Here is a 20,700-nt window from a genome sequence, read left to right as displayed (position 1 = left end):
TCCGTCGACGTTTCGGGCTCACCATTATAAGAACATTGCCTATGACCCTCAGCACCGACCTGCTTGGCCCCTCGATGGCGCCCGCGCAGGTTATCCGCAAACATTACGCCACTGAGATGGCGGTTGAGCGCACGCGCCTGCTGTATCAGGGCTCGCTGTTGCCGACCCTATTAATGTTGGTGAACGGCCTGGTCTGCGCCTGGCTGCTGTGGAATCCCAAGCAATACCTGTTGGACAGCATCTGGTTGGTCTGGCTGCTGGCCCTGGTGGCCATGCGCGTTATCCAGGTGGCGGCCTTTGATTCAGCCATGCCCAGCCGTCAGGCCCAGCCAATCTGGCGGCGCATGTTCATGCTCGGCTCGGCGGTCAGTGGCCTGACGCTGGCAACTGCCGCCATCGCCCTGGCACCGGTGAACAGCTTCATGCAGCAAGCCTGGGTGTTCGGCCTGATCGGCGCTGCGACGTTGTCGGCCAGCGTGGCCTACGCCGTGAGCCTGCCGGCGTTTCTATCCTTCGCCGTGCCCTGCCTGGTGCCGTCCATTGTCTACTTGTTATGGGATGGCAGCCCGCAGCAACAAGGTTGGGGTGTACTCGGCCTGATCCTGTTGGTGTCGCTGAACCTGGTGGCCTGGCAGGTCAACCGCCTGATCCAGCGTGAACTCCTGCGGCGTTTCCAGAACCAGGCCTTGATCGAGCATCTCCAGCAGGCGCAGCAGCGCAGCGAGCAGTTGAATCAGGACTTGGTGCGTGAAGTCGAGCAGCGTCGTCAGGTCGAGCAGGAGCTTCGTGAAGCTCAGATCGGCCTGCAGGACCGCGTGGCGCAACGCAGCCAGGAACTGGACGTCGCCAGCCTTGCGCTGAATAAGAGCGAAGCGCGCCTGGCTATGGCCCTGCAAGCCAGCGAACTCGGCCTGTGGGACTGGAACCTGCAAACCGACGAAGTCCACCACACCCAGCTTAAAGAGTTGTTCGGCCTGGAGCCGGAGTACGTCACGGCCATGCTCGGCCACCTCAAGCCGCGCCTGCACCCGGATGACTTGCCGCTGCTCAAGCGTGCGCTGGTGGAACACCTCAAGGGGCGCACCGAGGATTACCAGGTGGAATACCGCGTGCGCCATGGCGATGGGCACTGGGTGTGGATCGAAGACCGTGGCCGCGCGGTGGAGCGTGCGCCCAGTGGGCGCGTGATTCGAATGCTCGGCACGCGGCGTGACATCAGCGCCGGCAAGGCCCTTGAAGAACAACAACGGCTGGCCTCGACCGTATTTGAAGCCGCCAGCGAAGGCATCGTGATCCTCGATCCGAATTACGCGCTGATCGCGGTCAACCAGGCTTTCAGTCGCGTCACCGGCTTTGACATCGACGACATGCTCGGTCGCAACGTGGTAGAGCTACCCAGCAGCCGCGATGCGCGGCGTCACTTCCCGGTGATCCGCCAAGCCTTGCTCAGCCACGGCACCTGGCAGGGCGAACTGGTGGAAACACGCAAGAACGGCGAGCTTTATCCGCAGTGGCTGCAACTGAATGTGGTGCGCGATGTTCGCGGAAACGTCAGTCATATCGTGGGCTTCTTCGCTGATCTGTCGGCGCGGCGCGAGTCCGAGGAGCGCATGCGCTACCTCACCCATTACGACGAGTTGACCGGGTTGGCGAACCGCTCGCTGTTCCGCGAACGCTTGCGCGAAGCCCACCAGCGCGTGCGCCAGGGCGGGCGCAGCCTGGCGTTGCTGCATATCAATCTGGATCGCTTCAAGCTGCTCAATGACAGCCTGGGCCATGAAGTGGCGGACCAGTTGCTGCAAAAAATGGCGCGCCGGCTGATCAATGCCTTGCCCGAAGCCGACACCATTGCACGCCTGTCCGGCGATGAATTTGCCGTGTTGTTCGACGCCTACGGCAGCCTGTCGAGCCTGGCGCGGGTAGCCACGCGGCTGCTGGCCAAGCTGCGGGTACCCGTGACGGTGGAGGGGCATGAGCTGGTGGTCAGTGCCTCAATGGGCGTCAGCCTGCTGCCCGACAATGCGCGGGAAATTTCCGAGCTGGTCAGCCAATCAAACATGGCCATGCAACACGCCAAGCACTTGGGCGGCAACAACTTCCAGTTCTACACCGACAGCCTGCAAGCCAGCACCCTAGAGCGTCTGCAGTTGGAAAACCATCTGCGTAAAGCCATTGATGAGCGCCAGCTCTCGGTGTTCTACCAACCGAAGCTGTGCCTGGTCACGGGCAGGCTGAACGCTGCCGAGGCGTTGGTTCGTTGGGAGCACCCGCAGTGGGGGATGGTGCCGCCCTGCGACTTTATCGGCCTGGCCGAAGAAACGGGCCTGATCGTGCCGCTGGGCGAATTCGTGTTGCGCCAGGCTTGTTGGCAAGCCTGTGAATGGCAGCGCCAGGGGTTGGCGCCGATTCGGGTGTCGGTGAACCTGTCGGTGCACCAGTTACGCCAGGGCAAGCTGGTCAGCCTGGTGCGTCAGGTGCTGGAAGAAACCGGCCTGGACCCGCAATACCTGGAGCTGGAACTGACCGAGAGCCAATTGCTCGACAGCGTCGAACACATCATCGCTACCTTCCAGCAGTTGCGGGACCTGGGGGTGAAGCTGGCCATCGACGACTTTGGCACGGGTTATTCGTCCCTCAGCTACCTCAAGCGCATCCCTGTGGACTACGTAAAGATCGACCAGACCTTTATTCGTGGGCTGGGGCAAGGGCGCGAGGATGCAGCCATCACCCGAGCCATCATCGCCATGGCCCACGGCTTGGCACTCAAGGTCGTGGCCGAAGGCGTGGAAGATCAGCAGCAGTTGGATTTCCTGCGGGCGGAGCGTTGTGACGAAGTGCAGGGCTATTTGATCAGCCGCCCCATGCAGGCTGACGGGCTGGCGGATTTGTTACGGAAAAATGCAGATTTTCCTTAGCGACGCCAAGGGCGCCCGAGTGGCTACAAAGCTCCTGGCCTTTGAATATCAGGGGGTCAGGGCAATTTAGTGATGCGTCGGACGGGCAAAACGACAATTCTTGTAGTATAACTACAAGCTTGCTACATCCCCTGGCCCTGCCAATAACAAGAGTCCGTCCTTTGAACCTGTTGCAACATATCGCCCAGTCGCGCCACCTGTTACGCAAATCGGAACTCAAGGTTGCCGATCACGTGCTGCTTGACCCTGCGGCTGTGATGCACAGTTCCATGGCCGACCTGGCCCACAGCGTGGGTATCAGCGAACCGACCATCGTGCGCTTCTGCCGAGCCATCGGTTGCTCCGGGTTCCAGGACTTGAAACTCAAGCTGGCCCAGAGCCTGGCCGCCGGTGCCAGCTTCGGGCAGTTTGCGATTCACGAAGACGACTCCGTCGCCGACTACAGCCTCAAGATCTTCGATACCACCTTGCACACCCTCATGGAAGTGCGTGAAAAACTCGACCCGGTGGAGCTGCAAAAGGCCGTGACGGCCATGTCCCAGGCCCAGCGTGTGGAGTTCTACGGTTTTGGTGCGTCCGGCGCGGTGGCGGCAGATGCCCAGCACAAATTCTTTCGCTTGCTGCTGACGGCGGCGGCCTACAGCGACCCGCACATGCAGGCGATGTCGGCGGTGACCTTGAAGCCGACCGACGTAGCGATCTGTATTTCCCAGTCCGGCCGTTCCAAAGACCTGCTGATCACCGCCAACCTGGTGCGTGAAAGCGGCGCGTCGTTGATCACCTTGTGTCCGAGCCAGACACCATTGGCCGAACTGTCCACGGTCAACCTGGCGATTGACGTGCATGAAGACACCGAAATCTACACCCCGCTGACCTCGCGCATTGCCCACCTGGTAGTGATCGACGTGCTGGCGATGGGCGTGGCCATGGCGCGCGGGCCGAGCCTGGTCAACCACCTCAAGAGTGTGAAGCGCAGCTTGCGCAGCCTGCGGTTGTCGCCCAAGTCCGTCAAAGCCCTCGACGACTAAAAACTGTACACAGATCCAAATGTGGGAGGGGGTTTGCCCCCTCCCACATTGGCATCTCCTGTGTATCCAGAATCTTCATCAGGTTGTCATCGCCACGTCATCCGCCAACGCCATTCTGAACTCCCGTACTCGCATTGGGAGATTCCAAATGGCCCGTCCCTACGAAGACAGCAACAGCGCCGTAAAAACCCGTCGTCAGCAGGAAGACCAGCGCCGCATGGCGTTCCGTCGCGCAATTGAAGACCGTTGCCAGGAGCGCCAACTGCTCCAGAGCATCAGTGATTACCCGGAACTCCACTGGCAGGCACCCGCGGCTGCCCAGCGAAGCGTTCAGCCAGCGCGCTGATCTGCACCCGCTCGCTGCGGATAAAGCCCAGGAACGCATGGGCCACCGGTGACAGGCGCTTGGCCTTGGCCTGCACCAGGCACCAGCTGCGGTACAGCGGCAGCTCCTCCACCGGCAGCTCCTTGAGCCCGCCGGTGGCCAGTTCCATATTCACCGCATGCCGCGTCAGCAAGGCCACACCCAGGCCTGCGCAGACGCATTCGCGCTGAGCCTCGGCCGAGGCCACTTCCACCGTCTGGGTGAAGTGCACACGTTTCTCCTTGAAGTATTCCTCGCAGGCCATTCGCGTGCCGGAGCCCGGTTCACGGATGAGCAGGGTGTAGGGTTCCAGGTCTTGCAGACGCAGCGGTCCTTGCAGGCTCAAGGGATGATCCGGCAGTGCCACCGCGACAATCGGGTTGTTGAGAAACGGCAGGAATTCCAGGCCCATGTCCTGGGGCACCATGGACATGATCACCAGGTCGTCGCGGTTGTCGGAAAGCCGCCGGATCACCTGGGCGCGGTTGACCACCGTCAGGTGCAGTTGTACTTCTGGATGCTGGCGCTTGAACGCGGCAAACAGATGCGGCACGAAGTACTTGGCGCTGGACTCAATCGCGAGCTTCAGTTGGCCTTGCAGTGAACCTTGCATGTCCGACAGCTGCATATCGAGGTTTTCCAGGCGCCCGAAAATGTCGCGGCTGGCCCGTTGCAGCGCTTCAGCAGCCTCGGTCATGTAGAGTTTTTTGCCGACATAATCGAACAACGGCTGGCCGATCAGTTCCTCCAGCTGCCGAATTTGCAGGCTCACGGCCGGTTGCGTGAGGGACATTTCCTCGGCGGCGCGGCTGTATGAACGCAAATCGCACACTTCATTGAAAACCTGCAATTGACGCAATGTCATACGCATCAATGACTTACGCATAATTCAAATACCCATCCCGGCCATGATGCGCTGACTATAAGTCTTTACTTATACACAACCCAATAATTATTGATTTTTGTTAATCCCTGTTGGGGCTTAGTGTGTGTCTCGCGACTGTCATGAAACATTTAGTCACGCGCCGACCCGGCTCCAGCGGGTCGAAGAACGCAGCAATCGGCTCAAGGGAATTTCCAAGTGATAAAAAAGATCCTGATCGCCAACCGTGGTGAAATTGCCGTACGCATCGTGCGTGCCTGCGCCGAGATGGGCATTCGCTCGGTTGCGGTCTATTCCGACGCCGACCGCCACGCGTTGCACGTTAAACGTGCCGACGAAGCCCACAGCATCGGTGCCGAGCCTCTAGCCGGTTACCTGAACCCGCGCAAGCTGGTGAACCTGGCCGTGGAAACCGGTTGTGATGCGCTGCACCCCGGCTACGGCTTCCTGTCGGAAAACGCCGAACTGGCAGACATCTGCGCCGAACGTGGGATCAAATTCATCGGCCCGTCCGCGGAAGTGATCCGCCGCATGGGCGACAAGACCGAAGCGCGCCGCAGCATGATCAAGGCCGGTGTACCGGTGACTCCGGGTACCGAAGGCAACGTCGCCGACATCGCCGAAGCCCTCACCGAAGGCGACCGCATTGGTTACCCGGTGATGCTCAAGGCCACTTCCGGTGGTGGCGGTCGCGGGATTCGGCGTTGCAACAGTCGCGAAGAACTTGAACAAGCCTTCCCCCGCGTTATCTCCGAAGCCACCAAGGCCTTTGGTTCGGCGGAAGTGTTCCTGGAAAAATGCATCGTCAATCCCAAGCACATCGAGGCGCAGATCCTCGGTGACAGCTTTGGCAACGTGGTGCACCTGTTCGAGCGTGATTGCTCGATCCAGCGCCGCAACCAGAAGCTTATCGAAATTGCCCCAAGCCCACAGTTGACCCCTGAACAGCGCGCCTACATCGGCGACCTGTCGGTGCGTGCCGCCAAGGCCGTGGGCTACGAGAACGCCGGTACCGTGGAGTTCCTGCTCGCCGAGGGCGAGGTGTACTTCATGGAGATGAACACCCGGGTGCAGGTGGAACACACCATCACCGAGGAAATCACTGGGATCGACATCGTTCGTGAGCAGATCCGCATTGCCTCGGGCCTGCCGCTGTCGGTGAAACAGGAAGACATCCAGCACCGTGGCTTTGCGTTGCAGTTCCGTATCAACGCCGAAGACCCGAAGAACAACTTCCTCCCCAGCTTCGGCAAGATCACCCGTTATTACGCGCCCGGCGGCCCCGGCGTGCGCACCGACACGGCGATCTACACCGGCTACACCATCCCGCCGTTCTACGATTCCATGTGCCTCAAATTGGTGGTGTGGGCGTTGACTTGGGAAGAAGCCATGGACCGCGGCCTGCGTGCCCTGGACGACATGCGCCTGCAAGGCGTGAAGACCACCGCCGCCTACTACCAGGAAATCCTGCGCAATCCGGAATTCCGCAGCGGCCAGTTCAACACCAGCTTTGTGGAAAGCCACCCTGAGCTGACCAACTACTCGATCAAGCGCAAACCCGAAGAGCTGGCCCTGGCCATCGCCGCCGCCATCGCCGCCCACGCAGGCCTGTGAGGAATACAACAATGTCCAAGAAAATCTTTGTCACCGACACCATCCTGCGCGACGCCCACCAATCGTTGCTGGCGACCCGCATGCGCACTGACGACATGCTGCCGATCTGCGACAAGCTCGACAAAGTCGGCTACTGGTCCCTGGAAGTCTGGGGCGGCGCGACCTTCGACGCCTGCGTACGCTTTTTGAAAGAAGACCCGTGGGAGCGCCTGCGCCAACTGCGCGCCGCGTTGCCTAACACCCGCCTGCAAATGCTGCTGCGTGGCCAGAACCTGCTGGGCTACCGCCACTACAGCGACGATGTGGTCAAGGCCTTCGTCGCCAAAGCCGCCGTGAATGGCATCGACGTGTTCCGCATCTTCGATGCGATGAACGACGTGCGGAACCTGCGCGTGGCCATCGAAGCGGTGAAAGCCGCCGGCAAACATGCCCAGGGCACCATCGCCTACACCACCAGCCCGGTGCACACCATCGATGCGTTTGTGGCCCAGGCCAAGCAGTTGGAATCCATGGGGTGCGACTCGATCGCGATCAAGGACATGGCCGGCCTGCTGACGCCGTACGCCACCGGCGAACTGGTCAAGGCGCTGAAGGCCGAGCAGAACCTGCCGATCTTCATCCACTCCCACGACACCGCCGGCCTGGCTGCGATGTGCCAACTCAAGGCCATCGAAAACGGTGCCGACCATATCGACACCGCCATCTCCAGCTTCGCCTGGGGCACCAGCCACCCGGGTACCGAGTCGATGGTCGCCGCCCTTAAAGGCAGCGAATTCGACACCGGCCTCGACCTGGAGCTGCTGCAAGAGATCGGCCTGTACTTCTATGCCGTGCGCAAAAAGTACCACCAGTTCGAAAGTGAATTCACCGCGGTCGACACCCGTGTTCAAGTCAACCAGGTACCGGGCGGGATGATCTCCAACCTGGCCAACCAGTTGAAAGAGCAGGGCGCCCTCAACCGTATGAGCGAAGTGCTGGCCGAAATCCCGCGTGTGCGTGAAGACCTCGGGTTCCCGCCGCTGGTGACGCCAACGTCGCAGATCGTCGGCACCCAGGCGTTCTTCAACGTGCTGGCCGGTGAGCGCTACAAGACCATCACCAACGAAGTGAAGCTCTACCTGCAAGGCGGCTACGGCAAAGCGCCGGGCACCGTTAACGAGAAGCTGCGTCGCCAGGCCATCGGCAGCGAAGAAGTGATCGACGTGCGCCCGGCCGACCTGCTCAAGCCGGAAATGACCAAGCTGCGCGGTGAAATCGGCGCACTGGCCAAGTCCGAAGAAGACGTGCTGACCTACGCGATGTTCCCGGATATCGGGCGCAAGTTCCTCGAAGAGCGCGATGCCGGCACCTTGGCCCCCGAAGTGCTGCTGCCGATCCCTGAAGCCGGCGGCGTAGCCCGTGCCGGTGGTGAAGGTGTGCCGACCGAGTTCGTCATTGATGTGCACGGCGAAAGCTACCGCGTGGACATTACCGGTGTCGGCGTGAAAGCCGAAGGCAAGCGTCACTTCTACCTGTCCATCGACGGCATGCCGGAAGAAGTGGTGTTCGAACCGCTCAACGAATTTGTCGGCGGCGGCAGCAGCAAGCGCAAGCAGGCCAGCGAGCCGGGCCATGTCAGCACGGCGATGCCGGGCAATATCGTCGACGTGCTGGTCAAGGAAGGCGACGTGGTCAAGGCCGGTCAGGCTGTGCTGATCACCGAAGCCATGAAGATGGAAACCGAAGTGCAGGCATCGATTGCCGGCAAGGTAACCGCCGTTCATGTGGCCAAGGGCGACCGGGTGAACCCTGGCGAAATCCTGATTGAAATCGAAGGCTGATACAGCCTTCGACACTACCGCTTAATCCTCGGGGGGGCATGTGCCCCCCTTTTTTTTCGCCTGATGATCAGGCGATTGTGCGTCTTAGAACGTCATCGCCCATTGGCCCATCAGCCCCTGGTTGCGGCTGTTGCTGCCGAACTCGGCGGAATAGGTGAGGCCCACGCTATGTTCGGCTGACAGCGCCATGTCCAGGCCAGTACGCATCGCCAGGCTGTTGCGGTCCAGGGAGGTGCCGTCGATGGTGAAGTCGCTGCTGAAGTCTTCGCGTCTTTCTCCGGCGAAGGACTGGCGCACACGGCTGTCGACGTTGCCATACAGGTGTTTCCAGTGGGTGCTCAGGTGCGGTTTGAGGGTCATCTGGTTGTCCAGCCTGAAGTCGCGGGCCAGGCGCAGGCCGAAGGTGCTGCTGAGGTTTTGCTGGGTTTGTGTTCCGACGTTCAGGGCACTGTAGCCACCTTTCTCCTGGAACCGGTCGCGCTGATAACGCTGGAAACCCAAACCGGCAAAGGGCTCGACGCGCAAGCCGCCCGTGTCCCACTGGTAGCCCATTTCGGCGAACGCGTTTTGGCTCTGGGCTTTGTACTTGCCCGTGAGGTGCTCGCTATAATCGATGAAGTCAAAGTCGACACCGCGTTTGTTTCGACCGGCATGGCTGCTGTAAAGCGCACCCAGGCGCAACGCCAGCGGCCCGTCCTGGCGCACCGCATAGGCGCCCATGTGCCAGCTGTCCAATTCGCCCTTGAAACGCTTGGCGCTCAGTTCACTGCCAGACTTGCCACCCACCACGCCGATCCGCCACGCCGGGTCGATTGACCAGTCGGCCCCCAGCAACAGACCTTGGTTGCGTTGTTTCAAACCGGCGCTGCCGTGTTGCCCATCGAGCCTGCCGCTGTTGCCCAGGCCTTGGACCCAAACGCGGCCCGTCTCGCCAGTGTCGTTATCCAACTGGCGTATTGCCGAATGCAGGCTGGCATTCAGCTGTTTCATGCTGTTTTGGGTGGCGGTGCCCAGGTTGGCGTTTTGGCTACCGGCCACTTGTTCCAGCACGGCACCTAGCCGGCCCGGCTCCAGGCTGCCCAAGTACTGGAGGTAATCCTCCAGTTCGTATTTCGTCCAATAACCCAGTTCGTCCGACGCCAGCAGGTCGTGGACTGCGGAGTCCAGCATGCGGGCGACACTCAGGCCGTTTCGACTGGTGGCGTGGTCGGCGAGGTAGACGTCTTCGGGCGCTGGAATGGCAGGCTCTGGATAAGCTTTTTCGTTGCCTGCCACGAGCTGGTCGAGCCATTCGCTGTCGGGCTCCATGTCGCCGCGTGCCTGTGCGTTTTGAGCGCCGACGGCCCCCAGCACCAGGGTCATGGCCAGCGCGAATTGTTTCTGTAAGAACCGCATGTAAACCCACCTCTTGATATATGAGGCGGGGAATTTAGCGAGGTACAGGGAGGATAAATGTCAGGCTCGCAGCCACTGGTTTGCGGGAGATGTCTCTCGTCTGCTGCGATTTGAAACGCTGGGCGATAGGGCGAATGGCGGCGGTTTACCGACGCCGAACGTAACCCTTGCCATAGTGACGCTCCATCCGCGCCTGGATCAGCTCCAGCCCTAGGGACATCACCCAATAGATGATCGCCGCGGTGGTGAGCATCTCGATGTAGCGATAGCTCGAACGGCCATAGGATTGCGCCAGGAACATCACCTCCCACACGCCCATCACCGAGATCAGGGACGAGTCCTTGAGCATCGAGATGAACTGGTTGGTGGCCGGTGGAACGATGGTGCGCATGGCTTGGGGCAGGGTGACGTGCCAAAAGATCGCGTTGTCGCGCATGCCCAGCGCGAGGGCGGCTTCGCGTTGGCCGTGGGGCACGCCGAGGATGCCGGCGCGGAAGATTTCGCTCAGGTAGGCGCCATAGTTCAGCGACAGCGCAATGATCCCGGCCGTGATCGCCCCAGGTACCAAGCCCAGTTGCGGCAGGCCCAGGTAGATCAGCAGGATTTGGATCAGCAGCGGCGTACCGCGAAAAAATGAGGCGTAGAAGGTCGCGATGCCGAACGCCACCGCACTGCGGGACAGGCGCCCCAGCGCCGTGACGAAACCCAGCGCCGACGACACCAGAATCGAACACAGGCACAGGAACAGCGTCAACGCCGCGCCCTGCAGGAAGCCATTGGGCGCCAGATGCAGGCCGACCAGGTTCGGCAGCTTGTCGAGAATGATCGAGAACTTCAGGTCAAAGCTCAGGAAGAAACTGGCAAACAGGGCGAACAGCGCCGCCCAGGTCAGGTAAAGCCGCGTGCGAAAACTCATCGGCTGATATCAGCGCCGATCCATTTTTGCGACAGCTTGCTCAAGGTGCCGTCCTGCTTGAGCTGGGCAAACACCTCACGCACTTTGCTGTCCCACGCGGCGTCGCCTTTTTCGATGGCCACAGAGTTGGGCTCCGAGTACAGCGGTTCGCCAGCCAGCTTGAAGCGCTTGTCCTGGGTCAGGCGCGGTTGGGCGGTGACCAGGTTGGTGAGGATCGCATCCAGGCGCACGCCGGCACCCAGGCCGAGGTCCTGGAAGGCGACGTTATCGGTGTCGTACGGGGCGATCTGCACGTTCTCGAATGGGTACTGCAACTGCGTGTCTTCGGCGCCTTCGATCACCAGGTTCTTGTTCAGGTAGCTCTCATAGCTGGAGGCGCTGGTGAGGCCGACTTTCTTGCCGCTCAGATCCTTGGCAGCGTGGATGCGGTCATCCTTGGCATTGACCACGATCACGGCCGGGGAAGCGTAGTACTCCACCGGGAAATCAAACACTTCGGCGCGGGCCTTGCTCGGGGTCATCGAGCAGACGCAGATATCGTAGCGCCCGCTCCAGCGACCGGCGGCGATAACGTCCCAGGACGGCGTTTCCAGGCGCAGCTTTACGCCCAACTTTTGTGCCACGGCCTTGGCCACATCGACGTCGAAGCCGTCGAGTTGGTTCTGGTCATTGAGGAACGAGAACGGTGGATAGCTTTCCATCAGCACGCCCACCAGCTCTTTTTTCTGTTCAATCCGCTCCAGCGTGGCCCCGCCGAAGGCTTGGGTCGAGGCAGCCAGTATCATCAGGCCCAGGGCCAGCAGGGGTTTAAGTTTCACGAAGGACACCTTTAGAAAAAAGAGTTGGTACGAACCGGATTGAACGTATTAAATAGTTATAAGAACGACTCTCATAGTGAGTTATTTTCATAAGCTTATGAGTAAAAAGCATATGGGCGCAGAAACAGTAATCCTCGATGGTGGCATGGGCCGTGAACTGCAACGCCGTGGCGCGCCGTTCCGCCAGCCGGAGTGGTCGGCGTTGGCCTTGAGCGAAGCGCCGCAGGCGGTGGAGGCGGTACACGCGGCCTATATCGACAGCGGTGCCAACGTGATCACCAGCAACAGCTACGCGGTGGTGCCGTTTCATATCGGTGAAGCGCGGTTTGCGGCTGAAGGCCAAGCCCTGGCGGCGTTGGCGGGTGAGTTGGCGCGTCGTGCGGTGACGGCCTCGGGCAAAAACGTGCGGGTGGCCGGTTCGCTACCGCCGCTGTTTGGCTCGTATCGCCCCGATCTGTTCGAGGCTGAGCGGGTGACCGAACTGCTGACGCCTCTGGTACAGGGCCTGGCGCCCCACGTTGATCTGTGGCTGGCGGAAACCCAGAGTTCGATCATTGAGGCGAAGGCGATCAAGGCCGGCCTGCCGCAGGATGGCAAGCCGTTCTGGCTGTCGTTTACCTTGAAAGACGAAGACACCGACGACGTGCCGCGCCTGCGCTCCGGCGAGTCGGTGACAGGCGCCGCCGAAGCGGCGGCGCAGTTGGGCGTGCAGGTGCTGTTGTTCAATTGCAGCCAGCCGGAAGTGATTGGCGCGGCCATCGACGCGGCGCATCAGACCTTCGCGCGCCTTGGCGTGGCGATCCAGATCGGCGCCTACGCCAATGCCTTCCCGCCACAACCCAAGGAAGCCACGGCCAATGATGGCCTGGACCCATTGCGCGACGACCTCGACCCGCCGGGCTACCTGCATTGGGCCGCGGACTGGCAGAAACGCGGTGCCAGCCACTTGGGCGGTTGCTGCGGGATCGGGCCGGAGCATATTGCGGTGCTGGCCCAAAAGCTGAAGTAAGGCTTAAGCCTGGCGGCACTCCGCCAGGCCTTTCAACTGACCCGAAGCGCTCTGGTTGGACTCCGACAACCACGCCTCAAACCCTGCGCCTACCTTCGGCCACTCCCCATCCAGAATCGAATACCACGCGGTATCGCGGTTCTGCCCCTTGACCACCATGTGCTGGCGGAACACTCCCTCGAAACTGAACCCCAACCGCTCGGCCGCGTATTTGGAGCGGGCATTGCCGTTGTTGCACTTCCATTCCAGGCGGCGGTAGCCCTGTTCGAATGCGTACTTGGCCAGCAGGTAAACGGCTTCGGTGCTTTTCGGCGAGCGTTGCATCGGTGCGCCAAAAGTGACGTGGCCGATCTCGATGCGGCCCTGGGCCGGGACGATGGACATCAGGCTGAGGATGCCCTGTACTTCGCCGCTGGCGCGGTCAACCACGCTGAAGAAATACGGGTCGCTGTTGGCGGCGTGGTTGTTCAGCCAGGCATCGAATGCGGCACGCTCGGTAAACGGCCCGTAAGGCAGGTAATCCCAAAGCTTCGGATCGGCACCCGGACCATCAAGGGCTTGCCACAGCTGATCGGCGTGGCGTGCCGGGTCGAGTTTTTCCAGGCGAATAAAGCGCCCTTCAAGCAGGTGGGTGCTGGGTGCCTGGACGCCTTTCCAGTCGGCGGGGGAAATGGACATGCTGCGCTCCTTAAAGGCCTTTGCGAAATTGGATAAAGCCAGGGCGTTCGGCGATGCGTTCGTACAGCTGAATCGCCGTGGCGTTGGTCTCATGGGTCAACCAGTGGACCTTGCAGCAGCCGTCCGCTTTGGCGGTGGTGTAGACGAATTCGATCAGTTTGCGACCCACGCCGGTAGCGCGCTGGCTCGGGTCCACAAACAGGTCCTGCAGGTAGCAGGAGTTCTCGATGCTCCAGTTGGAGCGGTGGTAGATGAAGTTAACCATGCCCACCGCTTTGCCGTCCTGCCAGGCCAGGGCCGAGTAGGTCGGTTCCTGGGGATTGATCAGGCGTTGCCAGGTGCTCTGGCTCACTGCGTCAGGCAGCTCGGTGTTGTAGAAGGTCAAATAGGCCTGCCACAGCGGCAGCCACGCGGCGTGGTCGGCGGCGGTGACGGGGCGGATGTCGATCTGGCTCATTCTGAAACTCCTTGGGGAATAAAGCGCGCGAGGGCCTGGTCGCGCACGTCGGGGCTGGCGGCCAGGCCTTCGCGCATGCCGGCCATATCTGCCGCGCTGCGGTTCTGGCCGAGTTTGCGTTTGCCGATCACACGTTTGATCGGCAGGGCGAAGCCGACGATGGCCTTGAGCATGCCGTCAATGTAGTAGGCCGGAGCGTCGCTGACGGCCCAGGGTTGGGCGCGGCCGGTTTCGTGGCGTTCGGTCAGGGCGCTGACCAGCGCGAGCAGGCGCTCGGCGTCGGTGAACACTTCAGCTTTGCCGTAAGCGTGGACGGCGATGTAGTTCCAGGTCGGCACCACTTTGCCGTGCTCGGCCTTGGCCGGGTAGAACGCCGGGCTGATGTAGGCGTCGGCGCCTGCGAAAATCACTAGCGCGTCGCTGCCATTTTGCAAGTCGCGCCATTGCGGATTGGCCTTGGCCAGGTGTCCATAGAGCGTGCCGTTGGGGCCTTCATCGGGGTTGAGCAACAGCGGCAGGTGACTGGCCTGCAGGCCTTGCTCGCCAAAGGTCACCACCTGCGCCAGGCGTGTGTGCTGGATCAGTTGCTGGATTTCAGGCAAGTCGTCGATGGCGAAGGCGCGAGGTGTGTACATAAATATTTTCCTTGGCGAATGCCTGCATCCTAGGCAGGCTAATGGTTCGTTGTAAGAGCCATCTACTGCTCATTTCATAGGTCCAATTGCGTGCCAGCCATCGAACCTCCGCTGTCCTTCAACCCCGCCGGTATTGAGCTGGATCGCCGCCAGGGCCTTAGCCGTCAGCTTTATCAAGCGTTGCGCCAACGGGTGTTGGACGGGCGATTGGTCAGCGGCACACGTTTGCCGGCCAGCCGCGATCTGGCGGCCGCGCTGGCGATCTCCCGCAACAGCGTGGTGCGGGCCTACGATCAGCTGTACGCCGAAGGGTTTATCGAAGGGCGGGTGGGTGATGGCACGTATGTGGCGCAATTGACGCCTGCGCCGAGTCCGACAAAAAAATTATCCACAAAACTGTCCACAGGGTTTTCAACAGGCTTATCCCCAGCCTTATCCACAATTTGCGCTGAATCAGCAGAAAATTTCCCGGTGCAGGTTATCCACAGCCCGGCTATTGAGCGGATGGAAAAGAACCATCTGCCGCTGCCGCCAACGGGTCCTCCACGAGCTTTTCGCGTGGGCGTGCCGGCTTTTGATCTGTTCCCTTTCGACGTGTGGGCCAAGCTGAACGCGGCATTCTGGCGCAAGCCGGACTTTCAGCAGCTGTGTTACGGCGACCCGGCGGGTGATGGCCGCTTGCGTGGCTTGATCGCTGCTTATCTGCGCAGTTCCCGGGGTATGCATTGCAGTGCTGAGCAAATAGTGATCACCAGTGGCGCGCAGCAGGCAATCAGCCTTTGTGCACAGCTGTTGGTTGAGCCCGGTACGGGGGTGGCCATTGAAAATCCAGGCTACCGCGCCGCCGGCCATGCCTTCGCCGTTGCCGGGGCAACCTTGCATGGCGTGGCCGTAGACCAGGAAGGCATCGACTGCAGGGCGCTGTCGGCGCTGGATGACTGTCATTTGGCGTACGTCACCCCATCCCACCAGTACCCGTTGGGCGTGGTGATGAGCCTGACGCGGCGCCTGGAACTGTTGGCCTGGGCCGAACGACGTGGCTGTTGGATCATCGAGGACGACTACGATGGCGAGTACCGCTACAGCGGCGCGCCGCTGGCACCTTTGGCGGCGCTGGATCGCAGTGGACGGGTGTTGTACGTCGGCACTTTTGGCAAGGTTGCGTTCCCGGCGCTGCGCCTCGGGTATCTGGTACTGCCGCCAGGCTTGGTGCAGGCATTCGCTCAGCGCCGGGCAGTGGATGTGCGGCACTCGGAGATCAGCACCCAGACGGTAATGGCCGAGTTCATGGCGACGGGGCATTTCCAGCGGCACATTCGCCGCATGCGCCGCGCCGCGTTGAGTCGGCGTAACACCTTGCTCGCAGGATGGCCGCACGCACTGCCGGGGGTTGGCGAATTGCCCGGCGTCGCCGCCGGCCTGCACTTGACCGTACGCGTGGACAGCCTCGCCCGGGAGCGTGAGCTGCTGGCCCAGGCGCGTTCCGCCGATGTCGAGATCAATGGCCTGAGCACTTATTGGCTGCCGAACTCTGTCACCGCGCCCGACCAACGTGCCGGCCTCGTCCTGGGGTTCGCAGCGGTGCCCGAAGTCGCAATTGCCCAGGCGCTTATGCGCTTGCGTAAAGCCTGGTCATGAGGGTCCATGCAAGGGACCGACAGGTCAGCGGCGGAGGTGATTATGTATAGGCGATCAGCTCACCGCACAGGTCCAGCTCCACCAGGCGGCGAACCTCGGCGGTGGCGAGGCCGGCGCCGATCAGCGCGTTGAGCTTGCCGAACGCCGCCTCACGGGTCATCCCACCGCCCGACAACACGCCTACGCCACGCAGGCGGCTGCCCGCTTCGTACACATCCAGTTCTACACCGCCTTCATGGCATTGCGTGATTGCCACCACGACCACACCCTGCTCCTGGGCCCGTTTGAGGCTGTCGAGGAAGGTCGGGTTGTCGCTGGGGCCGGTGCCGCTGCCATAACACTCCAGGACCAACGCCTGGATACCGCTGTCGATCATGGCATCCAATTGCACGGCGCTCATGCCCGGCACCAGCGGCAGCACACCGATGTTGGCCAGCGCCTTGGGCTGACGGTAGTCCAGGGCTGCCGGGGTTGTATCGGCCTTGCTCGCGCCGCTGCTGCGCTGCAGTGCTGCAAACGGATGGCGACCAAAGCTGCGGATCTTCGCGCAACGGGTCGGGGCCATCAGCGCGCCGTGGAAATACAAATGCACGCCGGGCGCCAGGCCTTGATCCAACGCCGCCAGTGCTCCGCTGACGTTTTCCCAGGCATCGCTGTCCGGCACGCCCGCCGGCAACATCGAGCCGGTAAACACCACCGGCGCCGGCAGGCCCAGCAGTTGGAAGCTCATGGCGGCTGCGCTGTAGGCCAGGGTGTCGGTGCCGTGCAGGATCAACACCGCGTCGCAACCCGCGTCCACGGCGTCGATCACGGCGGTGTGCAGGCGCTGCCAATAAGCGGGCGTCATGTTGGCGCTGTCGATCAGCGGCGCCATTTCCCGGAAGCGCCACGTGGGCACTGGCTGGTTGGCGAGCTGCTCGCGCATGCGCGCTTCAAAGCCGGATGCCGGGGCCAGGCCATTGGCGCTGGCCTGCATGCCGATGGTGCCGCCGGTGTAGAGCACCATCACGTTGTAAGCTGGTTGCATCGAAGAATCTCCTGAACGAAAAACGCCGCCGGGCCCAGAGCATGCCCAAGGCCGGGCGGCGTGTCATCTAGCTGCGATTAACGTTGCGCTTGAGCGCTCAGTTCCGCCGCCGGGGCCGCTTCGGGTTTCACCGGGTTTGCCGGCCAAGCCGTGCGGTCCAGGTCCAGGTCAGGGAACTGGCTGGAGTCGAACACCGGGGTCTTGATGCCTGCGGCGCGCTGGTTGTCGTAGTCGTTCAGGATGCGCATGGCGATCTTGAACAGGAACGCCAGGGCGAACAGGTTAACGAAGGCCAGCAGGGTCATGGTGATGTCGGCAAACGCGAACACCGTGCTCAGGTTCTCGATGGAGCCCCAGAAAATCAGCGCCAGTACCAATGCGCGGTAGCCCATCAGCACCTTGCGGTTATTGCCCACCAGGAAGCGCAGGTTGCTCTCGCCGAGGTAGTAGTTGTACATGATCGAGGTGAACACGAACAACGCCAGGGCCACCGAGATGAACATGCGGCCCCAGTCACCGACCACTGCCGCCAGGGAGTTCTGGGTCAGGGCAATGCCGTCGCCTTCAAAACCTGGGGTATAGAAGCCGGAAAGCAGGATCAGCAGCGCGGTGCAGGTGCAGATCACGAAGGTGTCGAGGAACACGCTGAACGCCTGGACCACTCCCTGGGCGATCGGGTGTTCTACGGAGGCCACCGCTGCCACGTTAGGCGCACTGCCCAAACCGGCTTCGTTGGCGAACACGCCGCGCTTCACACCCATGATGATTGCGCTGCCCACCAGGCCACCGAAGGCCTGGTCGAGGCCGAACGCGCTCTTGACGATGGTCGCGAGCATGGCCGGTACGTGGTCGAATTGCAGCACGATCACGTACAGGGTCACGGCGATATAGATCAGGGTCTTGACCGGCACCAGCAGGTCGGCGATCGAGGCGATGCGCTTGATCCCGCCGATGAACACCAGGCCCAGCAATGCCGCCAGGGCCAGGCCGGTGTAGGTGGTGTCGAGGCCGAAGGCGTTGTTGAGCGAGTGGGTCACGGCGTGGGCTTGCAGGCCGTTGAACGCGAAGCCGAAGGTCACCAGCAGCAGGAACGCCATCACCATACCCAGCCAGCGTTTTTGCAGGCCGTGCTGGATGTAATAGGCCGGGCCGCCACGGTAGGTGCCCTCTGCGTCAGTGCGCTTGTACAGCTGGCCGAGGGAGCACTCGATAAAGCTCGACGACATGCCCACCAACGCGGTGACCCACATCCAGAACACGGCACCTGGGCCGCCAAGGGTAACGGCAATGCCGACACCGGCGATGTTGCCGGCGCCTACGCGGCCGGCCAGGCTGAGCATCAGCGCCTGGAACGAGCTGAGTTGGCCGGAGCTGCTCTTCAGGCTGTCTTTGAACACCGAGAACATATGGAAAAAGTGACGCAGTTGTACGAAACGCGAGCGGATCGTGAAATAACCGCCGAGCCCGACAATGAGCACGATCAGTACTTTCCCTGAGAGGAAGTCGTTGATGACTTCGAGCATGGAGTGTTCCTCGCTGATTTTTCTAATGGCAAACGCAGGACGGTTCGACGCAATCGCTAAGCACCAGGCAGTGCACGACCGTTCGACCCCAATCCTTTTGCGGGTTGTTATTCATGCGGTTTCGCGCTGTACCGGGCCTCGTTACCGACGGCCGCAGACGCGAGAGGGGCGGCACTATACCTAGGCGAACGTGATCCGTCTGCTCGGGCTGATTAAAGGTTTCAGCCAAGCTGTTACAGGCAAGGTGGGTTTGCAGGGCGATATTGGATTTTTTATGGGCGTCATTTCACAACCTTGAGGCAAAAAAAAGGGCCTGAAGAACGAGCCTTCGGGCCCTCAAAAGGTGAGAGGTGTCTAGTCCCTCAACCTGGTGAGCAGTGCAACAAACGCTTAGGCCTTCAACGGGACCAAGCGTGGAGCGATCATGTTTTCGGGGCGCAGGATGTCGTCGAGCATGGCGTCGTCGAGCAAGCCTTCTTCGCGCACCAGTTCCAGCACGCCGCGGCCGCTTTCGAGAGCGATACGCGCGATGCGGGTGGCGTTTTCATAGCCAATGTACGGGTTCAGCGCGGTGACCAGGCCGATGGAATGCTCCACCAGTTCGCGGCAGCGCGCTTCGTTGGCGGTGATGCCGACGATGCAGTGTTCGCGCAGCATGTCCATGGCGCGTTGCAGCAGGCGGATCGAGTCGAAGATCTTGAAAGCGATCAACGGCTCCATCACGTTCAGTTGCAACTGGCCGCCTTCGGCCGCCATGGTCAGGGCCAGGTCGTTGCCGATCACTTGGAATGCAACCTGGTTCACGGCTTCCGGGATCACCGGGTTGACCTTGCCAGGCATGATCGAGCTGCCTGGCTGACGCGCCGGCAGGTTGATCTCGTTGATCCCGGTGCGTGGGCCGCTGGACAGCAGGCGCAGGTCGTTGCAGATCTTCGACAGCTTCACGGCGGTACGCTTGAGCATGCCGGAGAACAGCACGAAGGCGCCCATGTCGGAGGTGGCTTCGATCAAGTCGGCAGCCGGTACCAGCGGCTGGCCGCTGATGGTGGCCAGGCGTTGTACGGCCAGGGCCTGGTAACGCGGGTCGGCGTTGATGCCGGTGCCGATGGCGGTGCCGCCCAGGTTCACTTCGGTCAGCAACTCTGGCGCCAGGGTTTTCAGGCGGGCCAGGTCTTCGCTGAGGGTGGTGGCGAAGGCGCGGAATTCCTGGCCGAGGGTCATCGGCACGGCGTCTTGCAGTTGGGTGCGGCCCATTTTCAGCACATGGCCGAACTCGACGCCTTTGGCGGCGAAGGCTTGGATCAGGCTGTCGAGGCTGGCCAGCAGTGCGTCATGGCCCAGCAGCAGACCCAGGCGGATCGCGGTCGGGTAGGCGTCGTTGGTCGACTGCGCCATGTTCACGTCGTTGTTGGGGTGCAGGTATTGGTATTCGCCCTTCTGGTGACCCATGGCCTCCAGCGCGATGTTGGCGATGACTTCGTTGGCATTCATGTTGGTTGAAGTGCCGGCGCCGCCTTGAATCATGTCCACCACGAACTCTTCGTGGAAATCGCCGCGGATCAGACGGGCACAGGCTTCGCTGATGGCAGCGTGCTTGGCTTCGCTGAGCTGGCCCAACTCGCGGTTGGCATCAGCGGCTGCTTGCTTGACCATTGCCAGGCCGACCACCAATTTCGGGTAATGCGAAATCGGAACGCCCGAGAGGCGGAAGTTATTCACCGCTCGCAGGGTCTGGATGCCGTAATACGCTTGGGCGGGTACTTCGAGTACGCCAAGCAGGTCTTTTTCTGTGCGGAATGATGCAGCGGAGGACATGACGGAAATCATCTCGATAGGGACCCGGAACAGGCCGGAACACCGCGAATGCTAGGCTTGTAGGAAAATTTGGGCCAATGCTGTTCAGCACTGGCCTATGCATAAACGGCATAATGCAGATGTGACCCGGCTATGATGGCGGGCGTGTGTGCCAAAATGGTGCGT

General features: G+C 61.5%; 17 protein-coding genes. 7 read left to right on the top strand and 10 right to left on the bottom strand.

All coding sequences use genetic code 11. The features are described 5' to 3' along the window. Positions 1-41: 41 nt before the first annotated feature. The 3 genes from AB3G88_RS28210 to AB3G88_RS28200 all read left to right on the top strand — a co-directional run bounded on the left by AB3G88_RS28210 (position 42) and on the right by AB3G88_RS28200 (position 4,289). Positions 42-2,915 carry an EAL domain-containing protein gene (locus AB3G88_RS28210; RefSeq protein WP_099586079.1) on the top strand — a complete coding sequence of 958 codons (2,874 nt, stop codon included), beginning with the start codon at positions 42-44 and terminating at the stop codon, positions 2,913-2,915. Positions 2,916-3,076: 161 nt separating this feature from the next. Beyond that, the gene (gene hexR / locus AB3G88_RS28205) at positions 3,077-3,943 is read left to right on the top strand and encodes a transcriptional regulator HexR (protein ID WP_003177007.1); all 867 of its coding nucleotides are present in this window, start codon (positions 3,077-3,079) and stop codon (positions 3,941-3,943) included. A 148-nt stretch (positions 3,944-4,091) separates the two neighbouring features. After that, a complete protein-coding gene (locus AB3G88_RS28200; RefSeq protein ID WP_099586078.1) occupies positions 4,092-4,289 on the top strand; it encodes a PA3496 family putative envelope integrity protein in 198 nt (65 codons plus the stop codon). On the opposite strand, the gene AB3G88_RS28195 is transcribed toward AB3G88_RS28200, so the two are convergent. Continuing rightward, positions 4,219-5,193: a LysR family transcriptional regulator gene (locus AB3G88_RS28195; protein WP_099586077.1), complete on the bottom strand. Its 975-nt coding sequence runs from the start codon at positions 5,191-5,193 to the stop codon at positions 4,219-4,221. The genes AB3G88_RS28200 and AB3G88_RS28195 overlap by 71 nt on opposite strands. A 195-nt stretch (positions 5,194-5,388) precedes the next feature. Here AB3G88_RS28195 and AB3G88_RS28190 point away from each other — a divergent pair, with 195 nt between their 5' ends. Continuing rightward, positions 5,389-6,804 carry an acetyl-CoA carboxylase biotin carboxylase subunit gene (locus AB3G88_RS28190; protein ID WP_003213442.1) on the top strand — a complete coding sequence of 472 codons (1,416 nt, stop codon included), beginning with the start codon at positions 5,389-5,391 and terminating at the stop codon, positions 6,802-6,804. A gap of 11 nt (positions 6,805-6,815) precedes the next feature. Further along, positions 6,816-8,624 carry a sodium-extruding oxaloacetate decarboxylase subunit alpha gene (gene oadA, locus AB3G88_RS28185; protein ID WP_099586076.1) on the top strand — a complete coding sequence of 603 codons (1,809 nt, stop codon included), beginning with the start codon at positions 6,816-6,818 and terminating at the stop codon, positions 8,622-8,624. An 84-nt stretch (positions 8,625-8,708) separates the two neighbouring features. Here the strand turns inward: oadA and AB3G88_RS28180 are convergent, their stop codons facing one another. The 3 genes from AB3G88_RS28180 to AB3G88_RS28170 form a co-directional block, all read right to left on the bottom strand. Further along, positions 8,709-10,019 (bottom strand): autotransporter outer membrane beta-barrel domain-containing protein, encoded by a 1,311-nt coding sequence (locus tag AB3G88_RS28180; protein ID WP_480452617.1) that lies wholly within the window; start codon positions 10,017-10,019, stop codon positions 8,709-8,711. 145 nt (positions 10,020-10,164) lie between these two features. Next, positions 10,165-10,935: an amino acid ABC transporter permease gene (locus tag AB3G88_RS28175; protein WP_099586074.1), complete on the bottom strand. Its 771-nt coding sequence runs from the start codon at positions 10,933-10,935 to the stop codon at positions 10,165-10,167. Beyond that, complete coding sequence (locus tag AB3G88_RS28170) at positions 10,932-11,753, bottom strand: ABC transporter substrate-binding protein (protein ID WP_480452614.1); 822 nt, start codon at positions 11,751-11,753, stop codon at positions 10,932-10,934. Before AB3G88_RS28170 ends, AB3G88_RS28175 begins: the two co-directional genes overlap by 4 nt. A gap of 112 nt (positions 11,754-11,865) precedes the next feature. Here AB3G88_RS28170 and AB3G88_RS28165 point away from each other — a divergent pair, with 112 nt between their 5' ends. After that, positions 11,866-12,762, top strand: a complete 897-nt coding sequence (locus tag AB3G88_RS28165; RefSeq protein ID WP_480452612.1) for a homocysteine S-methyltransferase family protein — start codon at positions 11,866-11,868, stop codon at positions 12,760-12,762. A 3-nt stretch (positions 12,763-12,765) separates the two neighbouring features. Here the strand turns inward: AB3G88_RS28165 and AB3G88_RS28160 are convergent, their stop codons facing one another. The 3 genes from AB3G88_RS28160 to AB3G88_RS28150 are packed head-to-tail and all read right to left on the bottom strand — an operon-like array spanning position 12,766 to position 14,532. Next, positions 12,766-13,440, bottom strand: coding sequence for a GNAT family N-acetyltransferase (locus tag AB3G88_RS28160; RefSeq protein ID WP_480452610.1), 675 nt, complete (start codon positions 13,438-13,440; stop codon positions 12,766-12,768). Between the two features lie 10 nt (positions 13,441-13,450). Further along, positions 13,451-13,897, bottom strand: a complete 447-nt coding sequence (locus AB3G88_RS28155; RefSeq protein ID WP_099586070.1) for a GNAT family N-acetyltransferase — start codon at positions 13,895-13,897, stop codon at positions 13,451-13,453. Further along, positions 13,894-14,532 (bottom strand): FMN-binding negative transcriptional regulator, encoded by a 639-nt coding sequence (locus AB3G88_RS28150; RefSeq protein WP_480452607.1) that lies wholly within the window; start codon positions 14,530-14,532, stop codon positions 13,894-13,896. Before AB3G88_RS28150 ends, AB3G88_RS28155 begins: the two co-directional genes overlap by 4 nt. A 90-nt stretch (positions 14,533-14,622) precedes the next feature. Here AB3G88_RS28150 and pdxR point away from each other — a divergent pair, with 90 nt between their 5' ends. Then, the gene (pdxR, locus tag AB3G88_RS28145) at positions 14,623-16,170 is read left to right on the top strand and encodes a MocR-like pyridoxine biosynthesis transcription factor PdxR (protein WP_480452605.1); all 1,548 of its coding nucleotides are present in this window, start codon (positions 14,623-14,625) and stop codon (positions 16,168-16,170) included. A 40-nt stretch (positions 16,171-16,210) separates the two neighbouring features. Here the strand turns inward: pdxR and AB3G88_RS28140 are convergent, their stop codons facing one another. The 3 genes from AB3G88_RS28140 to aspA form a co-directional block, all read right to left on the bottom strand. Next, a complete protein-coding gene (locus AB3G88_RS28140) occupies positions 16,211-17,197 on the bottom strand; it encodes an asparaginase (RefSeq protein ID WP_480452603.1) in 987 nt (328 codons plus the stop codon). 77 nt (positions 17,198-17,274) lie between these two features. Beyond that, positions 17,275-18,720, bottom strand: coding sequence for an alanine/glycine:cation symporter family protein (locus AB3G88_RS28135; protein ID WP_480452601.1), 1,446 nt, complete (start codon positions 18,718-18,720; stop codon positions 17,275-17,277). Between the two features lie 390 nt (positions 18,721-19,110). Further along, positions 19,111-20,535 (bottom strand): aspartate ammonia-lyase, encoded by a 1,425-nt coding sequence (gene aspA / locus AB3G88_RS28130; RefSeq protein WP_032884466.1) that lies wholly within the window; start codon positions 20,533-20,535, stop codon positions 19,111-19,113. Between the last annotated feature and the right edge of the window lie 165 nt (positions 20,536-20,700).

Source organism: Pseudomonas arvensis (genome assembly GCF_056688935.1).
Note: the sequence above shows the minus strand (reverse complement) of the source record. Positions and strands in the feature narration are given on the sequence as shown.

Excerpts from the sequence above, each read along its gene's own strand:
- AB3G88_RS28180 (WP_480452617.1), bottom strand. The coding sequence starts at position 10,019 with ATGCGGTTCTTACAGAAACAATTCGCGCTGGCCATGACCCTGGTGCTG.
- AB3G88_RS28165 (WP_480452612.1), top strand. The coding sequence starts at position 11,866 with ATGGGCGCAGAAACAGTAATCCTCGATGGTGGCATGGGCCGTGAACTG.
- AB3G88_RS28195 (WP_099586077.1), bottom strand. The coding sequence starts at position 5,193 with ATGCGTAAGTCATTGATGCGTATGACATTGCGTCAATTGCAGGTTTTC.
- oadA (WP_099586076.1), top strand. The coding sequence starts at position 6,816 with ATGTCCAAGAAAATCTTTGTCACCGACACCATCCTGCGCGACGCCCAC.
- AB3G88_RS28135 (WP_480452601.1), bottom strand. The coding sequence starts at position 18,720 with ATGCTCGAAGTCATCAACGACTTCCTCTCAGGGAAAGTACTGATCGTG.
- AB3G88_RS28200 (WP_099586078.1), top strand. The coding sequence starts at position 4,092 with ATGGCCCGTCCCTACGAAGACAGCAACAGCGCCGTAAAAACCCGTCGT.
- AB3G88_RS28150 (WP_480452607.1), bottom strand. The coding sequence starts at position 14,532 with ATGTACACACCTCGCGCCTTCGCCATCGACGACTTGCCTGAAATCCAG.
- AB3G88_RS28175 (WP_099586074.1), bottom strand. The coding sequence starts at position 10,935 with ATGAGTTTTCGCACGCGGCTTTACCTGACCTGGGCGGCGCTGTTCGCC.
- AB3G88_RS28210 (WP_099586079.1), top strand. The coding sequence starts at position 42 with ATGACCCTCAGCACCGACCTGCTTGGCCCCTCGATGGCGCCCGCGCAG.
- AB3G88_RS28160 (WP_480452610.1), bottom strand. The coding sequence starts at position 13,440 with ATGTCCATTTCCCCCGCCGACTGGAAAGGCGTCCAGGCACCCAGCACC.
- AB3G88_RS28155 (WP_099586070.1), bottom strand. The coding sequence starts at position 13,897 with ATGAGCCAGATCGACATCCGCCCCGTCACCGCCGCCGACCACGCCGCG.
- aspA (WP_032884466.1), bottom strand. The coding sequence starts at position 20,535 with ATGTCCTCCGCTGCATCATTCCGCACAGAAAAAGACCTGCTTGGCGTA.
- AB3G88_RS28140 (WP_480452603.1), bottom strand. The coding sequence starts at position 17,197 with ATGCAACCAGCTTACAACGTGATGGTGCTCTACACCGGCGGCACCATC.